29 protein-coding genes are annotated in these 21163 nt (G+C 61.2%); 9 read left to right on the top strand and 20 right to left on the bottom strand.

What is annotated here, in order from left to right; all coding sequences use genetic code 11:
* The first annotated feature begins 67 nt into the window (after positions 1-67).
* Positions 68-496 (top strand): hypothetical protein, encoded by a 429-nt coding sequence (locus tag AC5RUK_RS09035; protein WP_494106677.1) that lies wholly within the window; start codon positions 68-70, stop codon positions 494-496.
* A gap of 30 nt (positions 497-526) precedes the next feature.
* The gene (locus AC5RUK_RS09040) at positions 527-739 is read left to right on the top strand and encodes a hypothetical protein (protein ID WP_494106678.1); all 213 of its coding nucleotides are present in this window, start codon (positions 527-529) and stop codon (positions 737-739) included.
* 79 nt (positions 740-818) lie between these two features.
* Here AC5RUK_RS09040 and AC5RUK_RS09045 read toward each other — a convergent pair whose 3' ends face one another.
* Positions 819-1019 carry a hypothetical protein gene (locus tag AC5RUK_RS09045; RefSeq protein ID WP_494151960.1) on the bottom strand — a complete coding sequence of 67 codons (201 nt, stop codon included), beginning with the start codon at positions 1017-1019 and terminating at the stop codon, positions 819-821.
* Between the two features lie 373 nt (positions 1020-1392).
* Positions 1393-1605 carry a hypothetical protein gene (locus tag AC5RUK_RS09050; protein ID WP_494106679.1) on the bottom strand — a complete coding sequence of 71 codons (213 nt, stop codon included), beginning with the start codon at positions 1603-1605 and terminating at the stop codon, positions 1393-1395.
* Positions 1606-1792: 187 nt separating this feature from the next.
* On the opposite strand from AC5RUK_RS09050, the gene AC5RUK_RS09055 reads away from it, so the two are divergent.
* The gene (locus AC5RUK_RS09055; protein ID WP_494151961.1) at positions 1793-1987 is read left to right on the top strand and encodes a hypothetical protein; all 195 of its coding nucleotides are present in this window, start codon (positions 1793-1795) and stop codon (positions 1985-1987) included.
* Positions 1988-2826: 839 nt separating this feature from the next.
* On the opposite strand, the gene AC5RUK_RS09060 is transcribed toward AC5RUK_RS09055, so the two are convergent.
* Both AC5RUK_RS09060 and AC5RUK_RS09065 read right to left on the bottom strand, forming a co-directional pair.
* Positions 2827-3054, bottom strand: coding sequence for a hypothetical protein (locus AC5RUK_RS09060; protein ID WP_494151962.1), 228 nt, complete (start codon positions 3052-3054; stop codon positions 2827-2829).
* Between the two features lie 1117 nt (positions 3055-4171).
* A complete protein-coding gene (locus tag AC5RUK_RS09065; RefSeq protein WP_494106681.1) occupies positions 4172-4369 on the bottom strand; it encodes a hypothetical protein in 198 nt (65 codons plus the stop codon).
* Between the two features lie 126 nt (positions 4370-4495).
* On the opposite strand from AC5RUK_RS09065, the gene AC5RUK_RS09070 reads away from it, so the two are divergent.
* From AC5RUK_RS09070 to AC5RUK_RS09085, 4 genes are all read left to right on the top strand, one after another.
* Positions 4496-4996: a hypothetical protein gene (locus AC5RUK_RS09070; RefSeq protein ID WP_494106682.1), complete on the top strand. Its 501-nt coding sequence runs from the start codon at positions 4496-4498 to the stop codon at positions 4994-4996.
* A gap of 132 nt (positions 4997-5128) precedes the next feature.
* Positions 5129-5374, top strand: coding sequence for a type II toxin-antitoxin system Phd/YefM family antitoxin (locus AC5RUK_RS09075; RefSeq protein WP_494106683.1), 246 nt, complete (start codon positions 5129-5131; stop codon positions 5372-5374).
* Between the two features lie 838 nt (positions 5375-6212).
* Positions 6213-6974, top strand: a complete 762-nt coding sequence (locus AC5RUK_RS09080) for a hypothetical protein (RefSeq protein ID WP_494106684.1) — start codon at positions 6213-6215, stop codon at positions 6972-6974.
* Between the two features lie 47 nt (positions 6975-7021).
* Complete coding sequence (locus AC5RUK_RS09085) at positions 7022-7204, top strand: Lsr2 family DNA-binding protein (protein ID WP_494106685.1); 183 nt, start codon at positions 7022-7024, stop codon at positions 7202-7204.
* A 182-nt stretch (positions 7205-7386) separates the two neighbouring features.
* Here the strand turns inward: AC5RUK_RS09085 and AC5RUK_RS09090 are convergent, their stop codons facing one another.
* From AC5RUK_RS09090 to AC5RUK_RS09115, 6 genes are all read right to left on the bottom strand, one after another.
* On the bottom strand, positions 7387-7701 hold the full coding sequence (locus AC5RUK_RS09090; RefSeq protein WP_494106686.1) for a hypothetical protein: 315 nt from the start codon (positions 7699-7701) through the stop codon (positions 7387-7389).
* 332 nt (positions 7702-8033) lie between these two features.
* Positions 8034-8474 carry a hypothetical protein gene (locus AC5RUK_RS09095; RefSeq protein WP_494151963.1) on the bottom strand — a complete coding sequence of 147 codons (441 nt, stop codon included), beginning with the start codon at positions 8472-8474 and terminating at the stop codon, positions 8034-8036.
* Positions 8475-8633: 159 nt separating this feature from the next.
* Positions 8634-9065 (bottom strand): hypothetical protein, encoded by a 432-nt coding sequence (locus AC5RUK_RS09100; protein WP_494151964.1) that lies wholly within the window; start codon positions 9063-9065, stop codon positions 8634-8636.
* A 403-nt stretch (positions 9066-9468) separates the two neighbouring features.
* Entirely contained in the window at positions 9469-9666 is a 198-nt protein-coding gene (locus tag AC5RUK_RS09105; RefSeq protein WP_494106700.1) for a hypothetical protein, read from the bottom strand.
* 178 nt (positions 9667-9844) lie between these two features.
* Positions 9845-11152, bottom strand: coding sequence for a Glu/Leu/Phe/Val family dehydrogenase (locus AC5RUK_RS09110; RefSeq protein WP_494151965.1), 1308 nt, complete (start codon positions 11150-11152; stop codon positions 9845-9847).
* A gap of 553 nt (positions 11153-11705) precedes the next feature.
* Positions 11706-11909: a hypothetical protein gene (locus AC5RUK_RS09115; protein ID WP_494151966.1), complete on the bottom strand. Its 204-nt coding sequence runs from the start codon at positions 11907-11909 to the stop codon at positions 11706-11708.
* 86 nt (positions 11910-11995) lie between these two features.
* On the opposite strand from AC5RUK_RS09115, the gene AC5RUK_RS09120 reads away from it, so the two are divergent.
* Positions 11996-12433 (top strand): hypothetical protein, encoded by a 438-nt coding sequence (locus AC5RUK_RS09120; RefSeq protein ID WP_494151967.1) that lies wholly within the window; start codon positions 11996-11998, stop codon positions 12431-12433.
* 84 nt (positions 12434-12517) lie between these two features.
* On the opposite strand, the gene AC5RUK_RS09125 is transcribed toward AC5RUK_RS09120, so the two are convergent.
* The 10 genes from AC5RUK_RS09125 to AC5RUK_RS09170 form a co-directional block, all read right to left on the bottom strand.
* Positions 12518-12721: a cold-shock protein gene (locus AC5RUK_RS09125; RefSeq protein ID WP_493976944.1), complete on the bottom strand. Its 204-nt coding sequence runs from the start codon at positions 12719-12721 to the stop codon at positions 12518-12520.
* Between the two features lie 223 nt (positions 12722-12944).
* A complete protein-coding gene (locus tag AC5RUK_RS09130; RefSeq protein ID WP_494151968.1) occupies positions 12945-13700 on the bottom strand; it encodes an SDR family NAD(P)-dependent oxidoreductase in 756 nt (251 codons plus the stop codon).
* A 9-nt stretch (positions 13701-13709) separates the two neighbouring features.
* Positions 13710-14114: a GlcG/HbpS family heme-binding protein gene (locus AC5RUK_RS09135; RefSeq protein ID WP_494151969.1), complete on the bottom strand. Its 405-nt coding sequence runs from the start codon at positions 14112-14114 to the stop codon at positions 13710-13712.
* A 68-nt stretch (positions 14115-14182) separates the two neighbouring features.
* Positions 14183-15592 carry an MFS transporter gene (locus AC5RUK_RS09140; protein WP_493976947.1) on the bottom strand — a complete coding sequence of 470 codons (1410 nt, stop codon included), beginning with the start codon at positions 15590-15592 and terminating at the stop codon, positions 14183-14185.
* A gap of 158 nt (positions 15593-15750) precedes the next feature.
* Complete coding sequence (locus AC5RUK_RS09145; RefSeq protein ID WP_494151970.1) at positions 15751-16563, bottom strand: cyclase family protein; 813 nt, start codon at positions 16561-16563, stop codon at positions 15751-15753.
* Positions 16564-16646: 83 nt separating this feature from the next.
* Positions 16647-16847, bottom strand: coding sequence for a 2-hydroxymuconate tautomerase (thmT, locus tag AC5RUK_RS09150; protein ID WP_493976949.1), 201 nt, complete (start codon positions 16845-16847; stop codon positions 16647-16649).
* 12 nt (positions 16848-16859) lie between these two features.
* Complete coding sequence (locus AC5RUK_RS09155; protein ID WP_493988804.1) at positions 16860-18611, bottom strand: GMC family oxidoreductase; 1752 nt, start codon at positions 18609-18611, stop codon at positions 16860-16862.
* Complete coding sequence (locus tag AC5RUK_RS09160) at positions 18571-19179, bottom strand: gluconate 2-dehydrogenase subunit 3 family protein (RefSeq protein WP_493988803.1); 609 nt, start codon at positions 19177-19179, stop codon at positions 18571-18573. The genes AC5RUK_RS09155 and AC5RUK_RS09160 overlap by 41 nt, the downstream gene beginning before the upstream one ends.
* 310 nt (positions 19180-19489) lie before the next feature.
* On the bottom strand, positions 19490-19843 hold the full coding sequence (locus tag AC5RUK_RS09165; protein WP_493988802.1) for an ArsR/SmtB family transcription factor: 354 nt from the start codon (positions 19841-19843) through the stop codon (positions 19490-19492).
* A 225-nt stretch (positions 19844-20068) separates the two neighbouring features.
* A complete protein-coding gene (locus AC5RUK_RS09170; protein ID WP_493988801.1) occupies positions 20069-20263 on the bottom strand; it encodes a hypothetical protein in 195 nt (64 codons plus the stop codon).
* A gap of 293 nt (positions 20264-20556) precedes the next feature.
* On the opposite strand from AC5RUK_RS09170, the gene AC5RUK_RS09175 reads away from it, so the two are divergent.
* Positions 20557-20766: a hypothetical protein gene (locus AC5RUK_RS09175; protein WP_493988800.1), complete on the top strand. Its 210-nt coding sequence runs from the start codon at positions 20557-20559 to the stop codon at positions 20764-20766.
* Positions 20767-21163: the final 397 nt, after the last annotated feature.

The following is a 21163-nucleotide window of genomic DNA, read 5'->3' on the forward strand; positions in this document are numbered from 1 at the left end:
GATGCGCACATCATCAGGCGCGCCGCTCCGCTGGCGCTACGCGACCCCATCGAGTTTGATATGACACATGGGGATCCCGGTTTACGTTCCGGTTCTGTTGGCCGCTGGTGCTGTCGTCAGCGTGGGATTGGTGATGTTTCTGGGCCGCCGGACTCGCATAACGAACGAAGCCTCGCGCAGCAAAGGGGTATCGGTGAGAGGGGCATCGGCAGTCGGTTCTTTCGATTGGCACGGCGATCACGATGCTCTTCGCCATAAGATCTTCACGATTGCCGAGAGCCATGCGAAATACGTCAAGGTCCAGACCCAGCATTCAATGATCAAGGTATACATCCGGCCCAATATCTGGACCTGGGGAGAAGTCATCTCAATTCGCCTGCCCGAGAACACGCCTGCACGTATTGACGCGCAGTGCTCACCGCGCATGGAAACGACGGTCTATGACTACGGTCAGTGCGGCAAGGACCTGGCTGAATTCATCGAACGCGTGAAGTGACCAGAGGCGGAGCGATGGGAGTATGGGCCCATGCATCCCGAAGCGCTGATCCTTCTCATCGTCGGCCTGGTACTGGTTGGGATCTCATCCGTCTTCGCCATTGCACATCCCCGACGAGAAGGGGAGCCGTTCGGGCCGCAACGAAAGATGATGCTCGCGCTGTGCCTTACCGGAGGTCTGTGCATTGCGGCGTTCGCCATCATCTTCTTGATAGCTCTAACGGTTTGGAAGACGCCAGCTTAGAGCGCGACGGAAGAAGCTATTGGAGAGATGCTCCGCGTCTTCGTAATAGGCCCTCATACGAGGGGCTACCCCCACCCTTCTACTTGGGCGGGCGCCCGCCTTCGGCTTCCCTCTGCCGCTCTTCATAGGCCCTGAGACCAATTCCGGCGGCCCAGTAAGTCACGATCATCGTCGGCAGTCCCATGACGAGCAACTGGTGTAAGTGGCCCGTGAGAACAGCTGCGACTGCGGCGACAGCATACAAAGCAGCCAAGGCGATCCGTATCTGTTTTTTCTTCACCGGGACTAGTGCCGCTGTTCGGCTCGATTTCGGAGCCACCTGCGATAGCGCAAGCCCGCCATGGCACCAATACCCGCAGAGATCATCGCCCAAAACGACGCATAGCCCGACGCCACCAGCACGAGTGTGAACCCTAGCCATAGAACGGCTCAGAGTATTTTTCGCGCAGTCTGATCTCCTGAGTCGCGCTCGATGTCAGTAAGAACAGCGATACCGAATCCGATGAGGGCCGAGCCAAAAATCAGAACCTCCGTCATGGCCCAAGCCTAGGGGTGGCCTGGGAGTTGGGCTAACGCTTGCCGAACAGACACCCGGGGTCACCACGCCGGCGTAGTCGTCCTGCTGCACAAAAAGGGTTGCTTGCCCGGAGCGGCTAGCGGGCGTCGGGGTCAGGAGAACGTCCTAGCTTTCGCCATGTCATGAACTGGGACAAACCGCTCACCAGAAGTAACACCGCACCCAAGCCCAGCCAGAAGTTGTAGAGCGCAGCAAAGATCACATAGAGGGCGAAGACCGTTTGCACAATGGCGACCAGCAGCAAAAGAAACCGCGGGGCAAGCTTGGACCTCGGCGGCTGCTCCGACATGCTCCCAGCGTAGGGACTGTTGGCCATTCCGACTACCAGGCTCCGCCGGGTAGAGCCCCGGGGCCTGGGATCTTCTCCACCGCATGAGCCAGTGCGACCTCCACAGGCGGCCACAGACCGGCCGACAGGCTGGAAGTCATGAGACCACGATACGGTCTCCCCAAGGTCGCGGTGCAAGGATGGGGCCATGCAGCAGCAGGCACTGGTGCTCCTCATCACCGGTTTGATCCTGATTCTAGGATCGGCCATCTACAACATCGCACGGCCACGGCGGGAAGGGGAACCGTTGGGGTCTCAGCGGACAGCACTGCTTTCCCTGGGTTTGGTCGGTGCGCTCTGCATCGTCTGTGCGGCTGGCCTTTTCGTCGCTGGCGATCGTTGACCAATTCTCGATCGCAGTGGGGGCCTCCCTGTACTTATAGGCGAAAGGACGGCAGGGTGTGGCCTAGAAACGGGGGTGCTGGTTTGAGACAAAGACTTAGTTGGGGCCGCATTGTGATTGCTGCCAGCGGTTCAGCGGCCTTCTTCGGCGTCGCCTCGCTTCTGATTTGGGGCTGGCCGGCGGTGCCCGTGTGGGCATCTATTGCAGCGATTGTCTCGGCGATCAGTAACGCAATTCAGCAGGTGATTGCTCTGCGGAGAAAGCAACACGGAGCTGCTTCGCCGACCTAGCGTCATTAAAATCGGCACAACAATTGCGAACGTGCAGACAGCCAGGCCAAGCATGATCCAGAGGGCTGTGCCGAGTACCTTCCATGAGGCGGTGGCCTTGAGGGATTGACTCACCGATACACCTGACCCGCCCAGCTGGGCCACGTTCCGGCCTGTGCATCAAGGTCGATGCCGCGAAGACGTACATGGCAGACGTGGCCTGGCGATCGAACCACTGCCCAGAGGCTGTGCGAGCGTCCCTCGGATCGAGTTGGAATCCACTCCAGGACCTCATCGAGGTCAGTGCTGGTCAGCTCCCACTCTTCACTCGCGGCACCGTCGTCTGTCCAGAAATAGACGCGGTATGTCGGACTGGCGACCTCCGAAGTCTGATCACGGGGATCTATCAGGTGAGCTTCCATGTGCTGACCGTACTCTTGCGGCCCTCAACGCTGAAGCCACCTTGTTAAGCCAGCGGCTCACTGCGTCGATTGTGCGGGGAGTGGTCAGCTGGAGCACTCGGCTGAGGAAACAAGCGCATGTCACCCTGAAATGTCGGGTGTTGAAGGACTAACTCCGGTTTCTTTCGGCGCGGCTCTTGGCTATGCGCCACGCCACCAACATGAGTCCGGCGGCGACCAAAAATCCTGAAGAAATGAGCAGGCTGACGAGAAGGGACTCACCGTTCGCCAGACGCAGCACAGAGGTAGCAATACCGCCGAGCCTCCAAACAAAAGCCAAGAGCAGCGCTTGTTTTTGCGTCAATGTGCCGAACCTGCCCACCGGCTCTTTCCCCATGCGGGTAGCCTAGCGCCCATCAGCCCATGTCCCCATGAAAACAGAAGGAACGATGCGCAGATTCCGTTGGATTCTCGCCACAGGCGCCGGAGTCGGCCTTGTGTGGTCTCTGATCCTCGTAGCCCAGGGCAACGTCGGATTTTGGGGCACCGCGGTAGGTCTTTCTGCTGATCTCTGTAGCTGCTTTGGCTCAGGCAGATCGCAAGAGGAAGAAGTAAACGAGGCGTGACAGTGGCGCCCGCCCACCTTGCTGGTAGCTGTCCTCGGCGTTGCCTTCCCGAGATGGGATGAGGCTATTGCACAGATGCGCCGTTCTCGTAAACGGCCCTCACCATGTAGCTGACATCGGTATCGCTCGTCACTTCAAAAGAGGTTTGGTCGAGTGACAGGTCATATGACGAGAATGCGCGGGTTGTACCCTCATCCGGATCCGCGCAGGTTATTTCGTCGATGTCGTGCAAACGGAGAGTCCCGGCACTGAGACAAGTCAGCTCCACATAAATGTGGGTGGCTTCCGCGGGCGGATCGCCCAGCTCGATCGTCTGTGTCCCCGTAAAAGTACCGAAGACCGGATCTGAGACTGCTGTGGCAGTACTACCCGGGTAACCGGTGGGTGACTGGCTTCCAGGATCCACAGCATTCTCCGCCCCGCATCCGGTGAGCAGGGCAGCCGAGAGCAGTCCCGCAGTTGCTAGAACCGGCATTAGTCGTTGCTTCATTCGCTGAAGCTAGCAGGCTGGCTAAGAAATCAGCCTCAGATCGAGCAGTTTGTTATTGGAGCGTTGCCTGGGCGTTTTACTCCGGGGTCATCGCAAGCGTCGATCCCGAGATCACCCTCGACTTTGAGTTCGCAGGGTAGAGGCCCGCAGCGCCCCGTCCTCGTCTTTACCGAGTTATAGGGGGTTATTGGTTTTTTCCTATAAGTGGCTATAACTGCCTATAAGTGGCAATAGTTGGGCAGGAACTGTCTCAACGCGGTACTAGATTGGCTGACGATGACGGGTTTGGATGGCGCTGTCCTCCGAGGTGGATGCTGAATAACACTGATCAGCGTCAGGAGCACGGGCCCATCCGCATCACATCGTGCCACGTGGGCTTGTTCCGAGCCGGCACCGTGCTAGATGACACCCTCATGGACAGCCGGTTGCGGCGCGCTCCTGACACGCGGTTTCGAGGTGGCGTTGCTGGCAGCCTCGAAACTGCTCTCGGCCACGGCGGCGGGAGAATCCTTGACCAGCCGATCAAAGCGGTGGGCCACCGTCATGGCGGCTTCGCTGGTTTCATGGCAGTGATCTTCGCGGGTGTACGTGGACACGCCGGGCCTTCGCAGCCGTCGGCGGCCCTCCGGTGCTATTCGGACTTCTTGCCTTTCTCGCCCAGGTGCCCCGGCGCACAGCAACCGATTCGGCTTTTTCCAAGGGCGTGGGGCTTGGCTGGAGCTATGCCCAATCGTAATGCTCTAATTGCCCTGATGGTTCGGGGAATCCCCATCGTGCTGGTTGTGGTCTGCTTTGGTTGGTTGGGGCACCGGAGTGGGAATTCTTGGCTAGTGGTGCCGGTGGCTGTTACGGCGACCGGCGTCGGATTGTTCAGTGCGTGGAAGCGAAAACGACCTAACAAGCAGTACGCCGCGCGTTCCCAGTTCGAAGGGTTTCTGCGCTTTTCGACCGAAACAAAGTGGCGGTTCGGGCTCGTGACCCCATCACAGGGAAGTCTGGCATTTCAGCCCCGCTGGAAAAACAGCCGGCAGGATAAAGGAGACGTCCACGTCTTGTCCGTCAAGGAAACGGGAAGCAACCGCGCGCCTACACTGACCGAGGCAGTTTTCAGCATCTATCCCACGGCCGAGGTCGTGGAACTGCGAACGTCCACCGGCTTGGTGGAACTTGCTGGACACCCGGAGAACGTGCAGAAGACGTTGGAGATCGTGGCCTCCTCCTGAAGGACCCGAAAGACGGTTCTCCGCAAGGGACAACGATTCAGGGATATCAAAGGGTGCTGTAATGGGCCTCGGCATAGCCGGAACGTCGCTGAGGCCAAGTACTAGCATGTGTTCTACAACCAGGAGGCAGATATGGCCCTTACCGCGAGCGAGGCCCGGCGCGACCTTATCCGCCTCATCGATCGAGTCAACCTCGACCGCACCGCCGTTGAGATCGTGTCAAAGCACGGGTCCGCAGTGCTGATGTCGAAAGCCGAGTACGACTCGTTGGTGGAGACACGCTACCTGCTGGCGTCACCTAGGAACGCGCAACGTCTCCTGTCCGCTCTGGAATCGGTGCGCGAGGTCGAAATCGACGAGACCGGACACAAGCGTTGACCCTATGCGTGCCAGGTTCGCAATTCGGGGCGCGTGCGCGCATTGAGTGAACCTTTAGTGCCGGAGATTGACACTGGGCCCGCGTCTGGATTCCTCAGTTCCTGAGGCAGCTCCGATGATGCTCTGGCTCTGTGCGAGTGCCTCAGGCGAGCGTGTGGCAGACTCCCTGTATGAGTCAGGTGGAGCGCGAGCAGCTCGAACATGAACTGCACATTCTTGAAGGCATCTCTGTATCCACGCTCCCGCACCGACAGCTTCAGTCCTAGCTGAAGTCGTCCGAGCCGCGGAGCACCTAGCAACAGATGCGGAATCCTCTCGGCACTCAGCTGTTGTTGAAGCTGCGGCTTGGCGACGTACTTGGGCAAATGCTCGAAACGTCATGGTGGCTTGGGACGAAGACGGGAATCCTTTATATGCCGAGCCCTCGAGAATGGAGACAGAAAGGCACAAGGGCGCCCTCATTCACGCCCTCCGAGAGGCGGTGGACTCCCTCAAACCAAATCTACGGCAGCTGAGGGCGGAAGCAGCCGCTGCTCAAGCAATTAAGTCGAACGCTGCGCCGTGGTGTGACTGGCTGACGCGAGCAGCCAACGGTGTAGTCAAAGCCGCCGGAACTTGGCCTGGGCCTCCTCCTGCGGAAGACGATGGCGCGCTAACGACGGCCATCGCTGAACTACGCCAAGCCGCGCAGTCGGTTGCTGCTGTGCTACGCGGTGACCATGTGGCGCCTCCTCCCGCCGCCCCTCCCGAGCCCGCTTCATCCGGTACAGAGGAGGTGCAAGATGACGCACTTACACGACATAAGCACCTTCTTGATCGTGCGAGGCCGTTCTCACGGGTGGATCATCTCCCTTACAACTCCGAACTGCGCGCGCAATTGGCTGAAGCAGCCAAGGAAGCGGCAACAATTCCTCCGGTTTTTGAAGCCATCAGGATCAATTTGGATATGACGGCCTACCTTGCCGGCGTCGTAGCCCGAAACGCTGAAGCGACCGAATTCGCCCTCCTGATCGATCAAGACCGAAATCTGCGCCCTCTGTGCGTGACCGCCGCTCTGCTCAGAGAACTCTCAAACGTTCTCGACGAGCAGGGACATGAAGACCTCGCACGCCGAGCTCGTGAGGCGCTAGTGACGGAACTAGAGCACGCGGATTGGACGAGCAATGAGGCTTGGGAAGGCAACGAAAACTACGGCTCGAGAATGTTCGCCACCTGGGCATCGTTCACGTCAATGAGCGAGCCCCGCAACCGACTCGCTGCTGCACTGGAGGTTCAGCCGGATCGCGTGCGGGAGCTGCTCCTCTGCTGCGCTCACTGGATGCAGACAGAAAATCCGAACTCAGGTGCAGTGAGCTTTGAGCGCGTCTATCGCGAGCTGCCTGAATGGTTTCCAACGGCGGCAGTGGTCACTGCCGCCGCCGCCACATTTCCCGACGTCAAGCAGGCAGCCAACCCCTTCGACCACGGCCGGACAGACGAAATCGAACGAATGCTTTCACACGTCTTGCGGCTAGCTCATTCCGGCCAAGCGTCTCGGGATCAGGAGAACGACCGGCCTGGCACCGAGGCTGGGGTGAGTACGGACTCAAATGGATCGTGAACAATGCTGCCCGGGCAACAGCGTGAAAGCCTCCCGTAAGGTTGCCCGTGCACAGTTCTGCAAGGCCGCGTCCTTCAGCGTCCAGGCAGGAACCGGCACCCGGAGCCGTACGTGCCTGGGCCCGGGAGCAGAGTCTGGAGGTCAACGACCGCTGCCGGACCCAAGCGTCCATCGTCGAAAAGTACAAGGCGGCCCAGCGCGGCTGCGCATTTCTCATAGCCCTGGCGTGAACTGTGTGGCGTACTCCGAAGCCGATAAGCTCCGTTATGACAAGTAAAACAGTGATTATTGCATCCGATGCATGATCGGCCCTCGCGAATAATCACCGTTACCTGGGTTTGTGCAGATACTGTCTGCACTTTCAGGCAATAAGAAAGCCGGGCAGGATCCCCTGCCCGGCTTTCAAGTTCCGTCAGGCTCCCGACGCGGCAACCATGCCGCCAATCAGGACGATGAAGACGATGATCCCGATAACGCCGAAGATGGTGTCGATCCAGCCGAGAACCTTGCCGGCGGTGGCCGGGATGTTCAGATGCTCGGCCTTCTTCGCGTTGACGATGGCCAGCGGGCCGAAGACGATGCCGAGGAAGAAGAATCCGACGATGCCGAAGATCAGGGAGGACTGGGCGGCCTTCTGGCCCTCAAACATTTCCCGCGACTGCATGGTCTGCGTGGGCGGGCCCTGCGGCGGATAGTAGGACGGGCTGGGCTGCTGGTGCTCGGACATGGCTGTCCCTTTCGTAGTGGTGCTGTGATTACTTGTCATGCGTAGATCGCCATGGCTCCGCCGCATCCCCCATTGGCCGAGATGGCTGACAGCACCGGCACTCCCCCTTGGCAGGGCCAAGGGAAAGACCGCCGGGCACGCATGGACTGCCCGGCGATGTGACGATCATAACGTTTAAGCCTGACATTTGAGCATGTCCAGTCCCGTGTCCACAGCCGGGGCATGTAGGTTGCTAACCGGCCGGCCGAGGCGTCACCGATGCCGGGTCCCTCTCCGGCCTTGCCCGGAGGGAACGAAACGCATGGCGAAAGGATGCACCGACCATCGCCGTGTCAGCGGAGACTTCCGTCTCCTTGGGGCATGAGGATCAGCCCCTCATGGGTCACGGTGGACCCGATGATCGTCCCGCTTCGGTCTAGGAAGGAGACGTCGACATTGCCCAGTGCGGTGAACTGCACGCGATCACCGGACGGGGACGGAATGTGCTCAAAGAGCCCGCCCAGTCCGTCCAGGGCCTGAAGGATCGTCCGGTCGTAGGGGTATCGGTGCAGCACGGCCGCTGGCTGTGGCAGCTGGTAGCCTGGACGTTCGCCGACGCCGACCTGCCGAATCGGGGCCAACCATGCCAGCGCGTCGGTCAGTGGGTGGTCAGTGTCGCCGTCAAGGAAGACGAGCTCGATGCTGGCGGTCCGCGGCCGCAGGGACTGCATCCACTGCCGCTGGGCGTCCCGGTCAAAGTCGGCGAAAACGTCGAAATCCTCATGCTGACTCATGGGTGATCGCGTCCTTCCGGTCCGGGCCGCTGGGGGCGGTCAATCCCACCCTAGCGGCCGAGTGGCGCAGAATTGACCGACGCTGTCGGCACAACTAACCGCGGCTGGTATTCGTCCCGGAATGGGTGCAGCTCGGGCCATGGCGCTTGGTGCCCAAACTCAGGCCGGCTGTGTCGTTTGTTTTCTGTACCGCCAGGCGAAGTAGGCGGCTGATACCGCCAGGGCAAACAGGGAGCCCGACGCGATTCTGGCAGCCACGGTACCGGGAGGCAGGCCCCAGAACGCCAGCGCGGTGGTAAATCCTGTGGCCGCGGTGATCAGCGCGCACTCGATCGCCGACCGGGCCATAAAGGAAAGCTGCGGGAACAGGATGAGGTCCAGTTTCCAGACGACCGCCCCAAGAATCAGACCCGCGAGGCCACCGGCACCCGCACCGACGATCCCTGCGATGACCATCAGCCCGACCACGCGGGCAGGAAGTTCGGTGCCGATGACGAAGCTGAGTACGGCAATGACCGCCCCAACAGCAGCGCCCAGGACAAGCCCGGCGAACACCGCGGTTCCGGAAAGGGGCTTGTTGCCTTCTGTCATCGGGGTCCTCTCGGCATTCCTTCGAGCCCGTCAGCAGGGCGGCTCGACTGCGGCTGGATCCAGTTCCGGCCTGGCTCTAATGAAGCGTACAGAGTGTCTGAAGGATGTCCCGGACATCGCAGTGTCTGCTGACACCTCGACGACGATCGGTTCCACCAGGGTCAGCTCGATTTCGCCTGCGCGGAAGGAGCTCCGAAGGAACCAGCGGGTGGTGAGTATCCGGACCAAAGACGGGGGTGTGGAACTGGCAGCGGATGAGATGAGCCTCAAATTCTTGGACAAGCTCGTCTACGGAACAGACCATGGCTATTAGGTCGACTTCCGCCAGCGGGCGCCGCACTGTTGCTTCGACCGCCCGTCTTGACGACCACCTGTACGGGCCGAGCGCCTTGAGCACCTCGCTTTAGGGGCTAGCAACGAGCTCCACCGAGTAGCCTTCCGCTTTTTCATAAAGCTGCCTTAGGTATCCGCCATGCCATTCCAGCCACAACGCGTCCGCTGCCCGCGTCACCTCTTCGACACGGCCTTTCCGGACTGGCTTCCCATCCTTTCGGATCTGAACGTGCTGGCCCGTCAGTTCTTTCCAGTTGTCTACCGTCATGGGAGACCTTTCCTCTCAATGTTGTGCAGTTTTCTTGACTCATACCGGGTTTTAGGAGGGGCAAACCAAAAGACTTCCGTCGCTTAGGGGATGTCGCCCTCGTTCGGCAACATCCCCTGCTGGCCACGTCCCTGATGCCGGGCGTGCCGGACCCGCCGATAACTGCGCGCAGTAAGGATCAGGGGTAGAGCCCGCGGGTCAGGTGCGCCTGTGCCACACGCTCGACGGCCGTCACTGTAGCGGCTTCGCGTAGTTTCAGGCCGCGCTTTGACGCAATGGACAGGACGTTCTCCCACGCCGCCAACATTCGGTGTTCCAGCTTTTCTTCAACTTCGGCAGCAGTCCACCAGTAGGCTTGATTGCCCTGCACCCACTCGAAGTAGGAGACAATGACGCCGCCGGCGTTGGCGAGAATGTCCGGGACAACGAGCACGCCCTTGTCCTGCAGAATGATGTCCGCTGCCGCCGTGGTGGGGCCGTTGGCGCCTTCCACGATGACCTTGGCGCGCACCTTGTCGGCGTTTCCGCCGTGCAGCACGCCTTCTACTGCTGCTGGGACCAGCAGGTCTACCGCAAGCTCCAGCAGCTCATCCGAAGCGATGGCACCTGCGCCGGCGAAGCCGACGACGCTGCCCGTCTCCTTAACGTGGTCTTGCAGGGCACGGATGTTCAGACCATCAGCATTGTGGATGGCCCCATACTGGTCGCCCACAGCCACCACCCTGACTCCGGCATCGGCAAGGAACTCTGCAGTTCCGGCTCCCACCTTGCCAAAGCCCTGAACAGCCGCGGTGCTCTGCCTGGGATCAAGCCCGGCGTGGGCAAGCGATGCCAGAGCGACGTGCACGACGCCCTTGGATGTGGCGCTCGAACGGCCGAGGGAGCCGCCAACGCTGACAGGCTTGCCCGTCACTACGCCTGGAACCGTGTAGCCGACGTTGACCGAATAGGTGTCCATCATCCATGCCATGGTCTGCTCGTCGGTTCCGATGTCGGGCGCCGGCACGTCCTTCTCAGGGCCGATGATGGGCAGAATTTCACTGGTGTAGCGGCGCGTTACCCGCTCCAGTTCCTGCTGTGAGTAATTCCGTGGATCAATAGTGATCCCACCCTTGGCACCGCCGTAAGGGACGTCCAGCAGCGCGCACTTCCACGTCATCCACATCGCCAGTGCACGCACTTCGTCCAACGACACGTGCGGGCTGTACCGCAGTCCCCCTTTGGCGGGTCCGCGGGAGAAGTTATGTTGCACGCGGTAACCGGTGAGAACCTCAACGGTGCCGTTGTCCCGGCGCAAGGGAATGCTCACGGAGAGCTCCCTGCGCGGCTGGGCCAGCAGTTGGTGCAGCCCTTCGCTGTATCCCAGCGTTCGGATTGCTGAAGCAAGCTGCCTATGGGCGTTCTCCAGTGGTCCCGCGTCCTGGCTGGGAGCCGGCGCGCCTTGCCCGGACTGTGCGGCTGAGGGAGATAAGACAGGCGTCGTCATTGACAGATTCCTTCTTGGCGTAGGTGTTCGAAGAGTGCGTATGTGACGCTACAAGGGCACGCGGGGGCCGTCAGTGTGCGACTGCACAATGCAGCGTGACGCAACTAGCAGCTTCGACAGCGCCCACGGCCATACGACTGGACTGAACGGTCAAACGATGCCCACACCGCTTCACCGCCTGCCTGAACCAGATGAACGGCGCGGCCTGGACAACTCACATCGTCTTGAGCTCAGCACCGCCAATGCAATCGTGACCTTGCTAGCGGGCAGCTCCATGGTGGTCGTCGCCGGAGAGTGAGAGGGGTTGGAGGTCCGCTCGTCCAACCCCACTCAAATCCGGGGTCACTTACCGGAAGCGGTCATGGACGTGGTGGTGCAACAGGAAAGGGTACAGCGAAGGCCCGGCAAATCTGGGAGTCCTTTTACCGGGTGCATCCTCGGACCGTGTCACTGATCCGGGCTCGGATTGGCGTGCGAAACCCTGTGAGCTACACCCTGCCAGGGGGAACTTGACCGTTTAAATCTTCTGCGGGAGCTCCGGCGGTCGGTGCAGTCACCGATTGTCGCGGGTTTGGAATTCCTCATCGAGCTCAAAGTGCCGGAACTCCGTCTCTGGGTTGGGTTCGCCGTCAGCAATAAACTCGTAGTCGAGCTGACGCTGGATCTGGCTGTCCAGAACCTGTAGCTGCCGATCCATGACCACGGCCAAGTCCTCGGGAAAGTGTTCCTCTGGGGTTAGGTGCAGCTTGTCAGTCATGGTGCCTCCGTGCCGGGGTGTGAGATCTGGGCTGCAATAGTACTACGGGTGGCGGAACGGCCCGCCCCCTGCCGGTGGCACGGAGGATGGTGGCGGTGACGGCGTGCTCGTTCGTCAGCGAGGTCGCACTGCTAGCGGAGGAGGGCGTTCTTCTGTCGGGACTTCGTTTTGGAGCTCTGTCCGCAGTTTGTGCAGGTGATGATCAAGTTCTTGGATGTTGTGAAGACGGGAATGAAGAACACGGTGAGTTTGGTGGCGCGTTCCTGCAGGTGATGGTGGACGAACCGGCCGCAGTACTGGCACGTCGCCATCCGTCCGGGCAGATCGCGAAGGGCGGTCTTAAGACCGAAGAGAAGAAACATGGTGTGTGCCTTTCAAAGGTTGTTCCCGGTCTGTCCCGGGTGGTGTGGGCACCGCGAGGTGGTTCTCCTTATCTCCTGGCAGACGTAGCCGCCCTTCCCAAGATAGTAAGCATACTTGCTGATTACCTGCTGTGCGCAGACCGAAAGGGATTCGAGCGCTAGACACGCCCAGCCTGGGCGGTTCGCGGTCGGCTATATGGCAACGCCCCGCACCTTCGGAGTGCGGGGCGTCGGTTTGAGCAAGTGTTAGAGCGGGTGAATGTTCTCGGCCTGCAGTCCCTTTTGTCCCTGGACGACGTCGAACTCAACTTTCTGGTTTTCTTCCAGGGAGCGGTAGCCGCTCGCGGCGATGGCCGAGAAGTGTGCGAACACGTCCGGCCCGCCGTCGTCCTGGCTGATGAAGCCAAACCCCTTTTCGGCGTTAAACCATTTGACGGTGCCTGTTGCCATGCTGATCTTTTCCTTCTGGAACGGCAGCGCCGACTCCCCCAACGGGAGCTGCCCGCGACCGCCCACCTTTAACCTAAGTGAGCGCTGGACTCGCAGCAAGAGCCAACTACGGGCCGGCAACTGCCATCCGTATCTTTCGAGATCCTGGAAGGTGAACCGGAGCCACTGACCCCCGGGACAATGGACCGCCCCGAAGACGATCACCTGGGCCGATAAAGCCCCGTCAGTACACGCCTCCGTCCACTACTAGTGCTTGGCCGGTCATATAGGTGGAACCGTCCGAGGCGAGGTACACCACGATGGGCGCGATTTCCTCCGGTGTTCCCTGACGGCCCATGGGTACGACCTGTTTGACGATGCGTTCCTGCTCCTCCGCACCACCCATAAACTCGATTGCGGGCCGGTTGAACGGAGTGTCGATCCATCCAGGGCAAACACTGTTAACTCTGATGCGGTAAGGCGCGAGCTCCGGGGCTAATGCCTTCGTGAAAGCCACTATGGCGCCTTTGGAGGCGGAGTAGGCAGTCAAGCCGGCACCTCCCTTCACGGCAGCCAGCGACGCCATGTTGATGATCGACCCGCCTCCCTGTTCGCGAAGGACAGGTACGGCATGCTTGACTCCGAAGAAGCATGAACGGGGGTTGACCGCCATGAGCAGGTCCCACTGATCCTGCTCGAAGCCGGTGATGGCCCCCGAGCGTTGGGCACCGGCATTGTTGAACAAGACGTCGAGACCACCCATCGTCTCTGTGCCTTGTTTTACGAGCGCCGCTACGTCGCTCTCTCTGGTGACGTCAGTGCGGACGAACTCTGCTGTGCCGCCCTGACTGCGGATCTCCTCGACCACACGCCAGCCGTTGTCCTCGTTGATGTCGGCCACAACGACGGCCGCACCTTCTTGAGCAAACGCTCTGGCGGTGACCGCCCCGATGCCCGTTGCTGCCCCTGTGATAATCGCCTTTTTCCCCTGGAGCTGCATGCATTCCTCCTAGGAGGTGAGAGCCGCGAGCGCGGCGGCTGCAATCTCGTCGTCTTGGTCAACGGTTCCCCCGGCGACTCCGACGCCACCTACGACGTCCCCCGCGATCTCCAGGGGCCGTCCCCCACCGAAGGTAACGAGTGGGCGCTGGTGTGTGTACTCAAGCCCGTAGAGGGGTTGACCTGGCTGGGTCAAAGGTCCGATGTCCTTCGTAGCCATCTTCATCGAACACGCCGTGTAGGCCTTCCCCACCGAAATCTCGGTGCTAGCCAGGAGCGCTCCGTCCTGCCGCGCGAACGCAATCAGTTCACGTCCGGAGTCGACGATGGCCACGCTGGAGGGGGACCCGATCTCCGTGGCCTTGTCAAGCGCCGCTTCCAGCGCCTGCCGTGCTTGCTCGTAACTCATTCCCATCGGTTTCTCCTTGTCATCGATTGAGGTCACTGCCATGGGCCGCAGCCCGGGGGCGAGAGGATGACGTCTTACTCCTGGGGCAGTCCCGGACGCACATGGGTGCGCTCACGGGAGACCAGTGCCCGGTCACGGTCCTTAAACCGACCCACCGTCTCGCGCGTGAACAGTGCAATGATGATTGCCGAAATGATAGCGACCGCCACCAGGAAGTAGAGGCCGTAGAAGTATCCGGTTTCACTTTCAAACCCGCCGCCGAGTCCAATCAGCCATCCGAGGACGAGCGGGGAGACGCCTCCTACATAAAGGAAGAACAAAAGAATCGAGTTCGCCGTCCCCATGGCACCCGGCTCTGCCGAGTCCGAGCCGAAGGCGTAAAGGACGGGGAAGATGGCATTCGTCGCAAGACCTGCGATGAGCTGCACCACGATCAATACGGTCAGGCTCACTGCCGAAAACCGCAGAAGGTAAAGGCCGATCGCCAGCCACACAAATGCGATGATGAGGCTCAGCTTTCGGCCGATGTAATCGGAGACAACACCCCAGAAAATCTGCCCTATACCGCCGGTGATCGTGAACACCGCACTGTACGCGGCGGCTTCCGCGAAACTGAAGCCCCCTACGAAGGCGATGTACTGCGGCAGCCAGAAGCTGATCCCGGTATAGATCATGATCCCGAACATCGATGCCAGCGCGGGAACCAAGATGTTCGGATTGGCCAGGCTTCGGCGCAGCGCACCGGGTTCGGCGTGACGCTGCTCGGCGCCGGCCCCACCGGCCAGAGGCTTCGTCAGCCCGGCGGCCTGGGTGTCGTTTTCGAACTTTTGATAGCGCTTCGGAGAGCTATACCACCACCAGCCGATCCAAATGGGGATCATCGCCAGCGGAATGATGAGGAATACATACCGCCAGTTCTCCGGACCGAAGGTGGCCAGAATCGCGCCGGTGGCGATGGCCCCCAGGCCGGTTCCCCAAGGGTACGCCGCATGCTGTATCCCGAGCGCCAGGCCCCGTTTTTCCACGGGGTACCACTCGACCATAGACGTGACCTCGACCGCTTCGCCAGCACCGCCGAAGGCGTTCTTGATCGACTGGATGACGACAACGTGCCAGATCGTCTTCGTGAGGGCGACTATGCCCGTGAGAATGGAGAACACGAAGTATCCAGCCGCGACGATCGCGTTGCGGTACTTGCGTGCCCAGCCATGCCCGCCCCGATCGAACCAGGCGCCGGCGGGAATCGCGACCAATGCCACAGCTACCGTCACGATCGTACTGACGACGCCGGCCTCCTCCGGCGTTAGGTCGAACTCTTCGACCATCGGGGGCAGGACGTAGTAGAAGATTTGGCGCGTATTCGCGTTCATCGCATATACGAGCCACAGGAAAATGAGCGCTCCAACTGCTGTTGCCGGAACGCGGCCCCGATTCCTGGGACCTTCCTGCGCCGGCCGGGTGGCCGACTGGTCCTTGTCTGCCATTTCGCCTTCTCCTCTCCAATCAGGCTGTCACCGTAGTGGTATTGGCGCTTTGCAATGGCCTTGGTCCTGGGAGGCCGCCAAGGCAGCGGACGTGCAGTGGGTAGCCTCGGTTTGCGGCAGGTAGCGGGCCGCAAGGCTGCGCCGTCTGGGTTTGTTGTTCATGCCGGCACCAGAGCCAACGGGCGGACCGGTGATCCTGTCACGCCGACCATCTTGAGCGGAAGGCACAAGAAGATGAATTCCTGATTGCCGGAGGCAGCGAGCTCCTCGAGCTGCAGGTTCTCGATGATGTAAATCCCGTTGTGGACAATGAGGACCACGTGTCCCGGCAGGCTCCCGTGCTGCGGGTCCGGTTGCACGGTGTCCCATGCAACGTTGTCAGCTCCTACAGCCTGCACCCGATGATCCGCGAGCCACTTTGAGGCTTCGGCGGAAAGGCCGGCGCTTTTGAGATATTCCTCCGGTTCGTTCCATAGAGACCCGCTGCCCGTGCGGACGAGGACGACGTCGCCCGCGCTCACCCAAACATGCTGCTCTGAGGCGGCCGCCTCCAGCTCATCCGCCGCAACGACTGTGCCGGCCGGAAGCCGGTCCACTCCGCGATGCCGCGGGATGTCCACCAGCACGCCGCGGGCGATCATGGGGGCTATTGTCTCCACCCCAAGTTCCGTGAAACCGGTCGAGGTCTGCGTGGTGGCGTCAGCCCGCTGGCCTCCGAACATTCGCATGTCGACCGCCTGGTGGCAGAGTGCATCGATATGTGTGCCGGCGTGCTCTGCGGTGATGATCAATCCGGAGGCACTGGTCCTGGCCTCGCCCAGCCCGGTTTCATGGCGTCGGTGGAGTGTGTAAACGAATCCGGGACGGTGCGCGGCAAAAATTGGCGCACCGGCATAACGGGGCTGTTCAAGGTCGTAGAACGTGGCCTGATTAAGCGTCGCCAGCAGCGAAGCCACCGGGGAAGCAATCATGTCATCGCCCGCCCTGTGCCAGGTTCCGAGCTACGCAACCGTGCCGGAAAATCGTTCACCAGACAGGACATGGGAGCCACCCATCACGTCTTCTCCGATAACTCGTCAGCGAGAAGCCGGCCCCCCTGACCCCAGCTCCCCGGATCGATCTCATCCAAGAGGACCACTACTCTTTCCCTCTTTGAGCCCAAAACATCCACCACGGCGTCGGTTATGGACTCGATGAGCCTGCGCTTGTCCTCCGCGGACCGGCCCGCCCGCATATGGACCTGTACGACCGGCATCTTTCCAACCTTTCAGCGATGAGGAACTTCGGCGCCCGCCTTCACCCCGGTCTCCGCCCGAAGATGATCAGCAGCCATATAGGCCAGCGCATAGATCGTCAGCGTGGGGTTATAGGCGCCGTACGTGGGGAACTGTCCTCCACCGAGAACGAAGAGGTTGGGCACGGAGTGGCATTGGCCGTAACGGTCCACAACCGAGGTGCCCGGATCGTCGCCCATCCGATGGGTACCTACCTCGTGGGTGGACACATGGTAAGGCGGCGCGGTCGGCGCCTCCCACCACTCAAGCATTCCCATCTCACGTGCGATTTCGCGCTTCTTGCCGATGATGAACTCCACGTCCTGTTCGTCGCGCGACGTCCAGTCGTGGGTGATCCGCAGCGCCGGCTGACCGAACGCGTCTTTAACCTTCGGATCCAGGTCGCAAAAGAACTCTTCACGGGGGAACGTCGCGGTCTGGTGGTACATGCTGAAAGTACGCCGGTAATTTTCCCGCATCCAGTCCTTGAACCCCTGCCCAAATTTCGGTGCCGAGTCCGGCATATTCCGGGTGGCTTCCACCGGCTGCACATCCCCGCCAAAGCCGATAATCGGGCTGCCCCAGACCGCACCGTGACCGGAGACGAGCTCGGAGGTGTAGTCATCAACCACGCTGGTCGCAACCGCCGGACCGGCGAACGGGTTAGTCCAGTCCGGAAGCGTGCCGGTAAACCAGCCGTAGTTATGCGTCATGAAGTACTTGCCGACGACGCCGTTTCCGTCGATGCCCGAAGCCAATAGCAGCCGGGTGTTCTCCAGGGCGTATGCCGAGAGCACGACGTAGTCGGCGTCGATTTCGCGTTCCTGTTCCCGCACGAGATCGATGTATCGCACACCGGAGGCCCGCCCGGTCGCATCCCGCTTTACCTCAAAAACCCGCGAATACGGGCGGATCTCGAGGTTGCCCGTTTCGAGAGCCTGCGGAAGGAGGGCGACCGCACTGCTGGACTTTGCGCCAACGTGGCAGGGGTAGTCCCGGCAGAATCCGCAGTACACGCAAGCGCTTCTTCCCTGGTACTCCACGGAGTTGACTGCTGCAGGAGCAGGGAAGGGGTGCAGGCCCAGCCGCTTCGCTGCCTCCGAAAATGGTTTGTCGCCCGCCGTCATGCGCAGCGGCGGCATGGGATATTCCCGCTTCCGCGGCGGTTCGAACGGGTTGCCGCCCTCCTGAATTTCCCCGTTGAGATTACCTGCCTTGCCCGCGACTCCGATCTCGTACTCGGCGCGCTCGTAATACGGTTCAAGTTCGTCATAGCCCATCGGCCAATCAACGATGGCGGTGTCCGCCACAGCTTCCGCGCCTAAACGCTCGGTCAGCGTAGTCCGCAGGCGCAGCTCCGCGTCGCGGAACCGCCACGCCCACGCGGCCCAGTGGATCGTCCCCCCGCCGACCCCGATGGAGGGAGGCACGAACAAAGGGCCGATCGCGAGTGGTCCGGCCGACCATGGTAAAACGCTTGCGGCACCCTCCTTGGAGGGCCGCCACGTCACCGGGTCGCTGACCATATTGGGGGAAATTTCCTGCCGGACGAAGTACCGCAGCTCGTCGTGCTTGACCTCGACATCTTCATCCACGTAGCGCGGGCCCTTTTCAAGGGCCACAACCCTCATGCCTGCTTGCGCCATCTCTTTGGCCATAACCCCGCCGGCTGCCCCAAGGCCGACGATCACAATGTCCGCACGCTCAGCCATGGTCCGGCTCTCCTTTACGCTGCTCTCGCTCATGCCGCAGGTCCTGAAGGGTCACGACAGGCAGGGCCGAGGCATCAAACCCGTATTCCATCTCGCCTTCGCCGTACCCCCAATGGGCGCCCGGAAATCCCAGTAAACGCCACCCGACGGCGTTCCTGTTGCCCCCGTAGACGGGGTCTCCGAATGTCCCCTCAACCACATGCTGCCTCACCACCGCGAAAAAATACGGCAGCAATCCGAGGTCGGTCGTCTCCGCCCCGTCGGATTCCGCGCGTTCTGCACCCACCGCGCTATCCAGCCCGCTCCCTGCAAGCTGTTCCAGGACGGCATTCTGCTCTCCGTCGTCAAGCTCGACAAACGTACGCCCCTGTCGCTGGACGCAACTGCCATCAAGGGCAGCCAGGCCGGCACGGTACAACTTCTGCAGGTTCCGGTAAGGGCCCGCCAGAGCGCGGTCAATATAGATAACCGCTCCGGCTTCCTGAGCCCCCGGATCGTCCTCCGACCCCGGTATTATCAGTCCGGCCAGCGCATCGATGGTCTCCGCCTCATGCGTGTTGAGGAAGGTAACCGCGCCCCGAGATCCATCCTTCGCGTCCATAGAACGCCTCCTTCGGCGTCGCCCGCGTCAGATCGCGAGATGCGCCAACGCGATGGTTGCCTCAGCGCCACCAGGGAAGACCCGGACGAAGGTTTGCGCCGCTGCAAACAACATCCCCGCAACTGCGCACCTATCGGTATGTCCAGAATTTTCCACCCCCTAATTACCCAGTGTCAACGGGAGTGCTTCGGCTCCTCAAAGGTGCCCGCATAGCGGCGCGTCGGCGCGGTCTACGCTCGGCTTTTGCAGCAGCGGGAAGAGGGCAAAGGAGATGGAACGCCGAGCGGCTTGTCCGGGTCGGCGCCTGTCATCAGTCGTGCTCGGGCTGCCCGGGCGTGGTGTGGCCAGCGTGGTTGACGGCTTCCTGAATCAACCGGTTCAGGTGGTTGTCGCTAATCGAATAAATGACTTTGCGCCCTTCCTTGCGGGCATTGACAAGGCCGCTGAGGCGCAGCTTTGCCAAGTGTTGACTCACGATGGTGCGGGCAGATCCCGTCGCCGCAACCAGCTCCGCAACACACGCTGGTCCGGCGGTCAGGACCAATAGCAGGTGCAACCGCGTGGGTTCTCCAAGCATCCGCAGTGTCTCAGCGGCACCCTCAAGCTGGTCCCGGTTTAGTGCGACCGGGTGCCCGTGACTCGGTGCCCGCACGGAGTCGATCATGGTGCTTGCTTTCCTCAAGTCAAGGCGGCTGCCTCAATCCCTGAGAGGCGGACCTGCTCCTGATAATGCCATTATCTCAACCAGGGACTTCGGTGGCGGGCCGCCGAGCGATGCAGCAGCCTCACGGTCGACGCCACATCGGTTGTCGGCGCCAGATTGGTCGCCGTAGCTCCGGGCTGCTGTTACTTGGGCTGCTCGACCGTCCCTGAGCGTGCCGCAGGTTCTTTACGGAGAGTCGCCGGGTCCTTCGTCCTGCACCTGGTCGCGGGATTCGTCCGCCCGCTCGGCGTCCTCGTCCGCGGCGACGGCGTTGGCAATGAGGTCCATGCGGTCGGCCGGGGTAAGACTGTCATCCTGCTGATACTCTTCGATGTTTTCGCTGACGGCGCCTTCGTCGGCAGGCTGAACGTTTTCAGTCATTACTGCTCCTGATCCGGAGATTCTTTGGTTACGGATTACCAGGGAATCGTCAGGCGGTCCTGAACATTGTCCGCATCGTCGGCGTCGACGGCCAGCACTTCACCGGCGCCCTCATCCGGCGCGTACGGATTCCTATCACTGTCGCCTATCCGGCACACGTCCACAACCCCTTCGCCGCGAGCCCACACCAACCCGGACTCAGCTGGGCGGTTGTCGCGCTGAACGCCCTACTGAAGCGGGGCAGCGGGCGTAGCCTTGGCCCATACACTTCCCTGGCTTCAGAAGGTAAGACAATGGCCATTCCTGCCAAGACGTTAAAGCCCGCCGCCATTGGCCGGGTTGTTTCAGTGACCACGGCCGACGGGGACGAGCATGTCGGCGTCCTGACCGCATTCCACCGGAAGCAGGACGGCGATCATTTCCTGGTTTACCTGCAGGGAGTTCCGCAACCGGTGTTAGTACACGCCGAAGGGTCGGTCTCGGTTCACCAGCGGGTGGTCTAGCAGCCGCCCTGCGAACAAGCGGCACAGCGACCAGAGTATTGGCTTCGATCTGAAAACCGGGGCGGCTGGATACCTTGCACCAGTTGGCCACCGTCAAGGCCTACCGCGGGCGCGGTCCCTGCGCCCGACGGCACACACGTAACTCTCGCTCAGAAGCCTCGACGGGACAGCTTTCGCTAGTGCCGGAGAGCGGTCCTGTCAATGCTTTCGGGCGCATTCCGGCCTCTCACATCCATCACAAAATGATGCCCGTGTCACATTTCGACAGCGATCGAAAAGCGTCGGAAAAAGGGGTTGAGTCGTGGCCGATTAGCCGTACGCTAAGACCACCTCACTGGTCGCGGCGGCGCACGAAAGCCGCCTCCTTGAGGTAATTCGTCTGCAGGTTTCCAGTGGT

Source organism: Arthrobacter sp. Y3223065 (assembly GCF_059090885.1).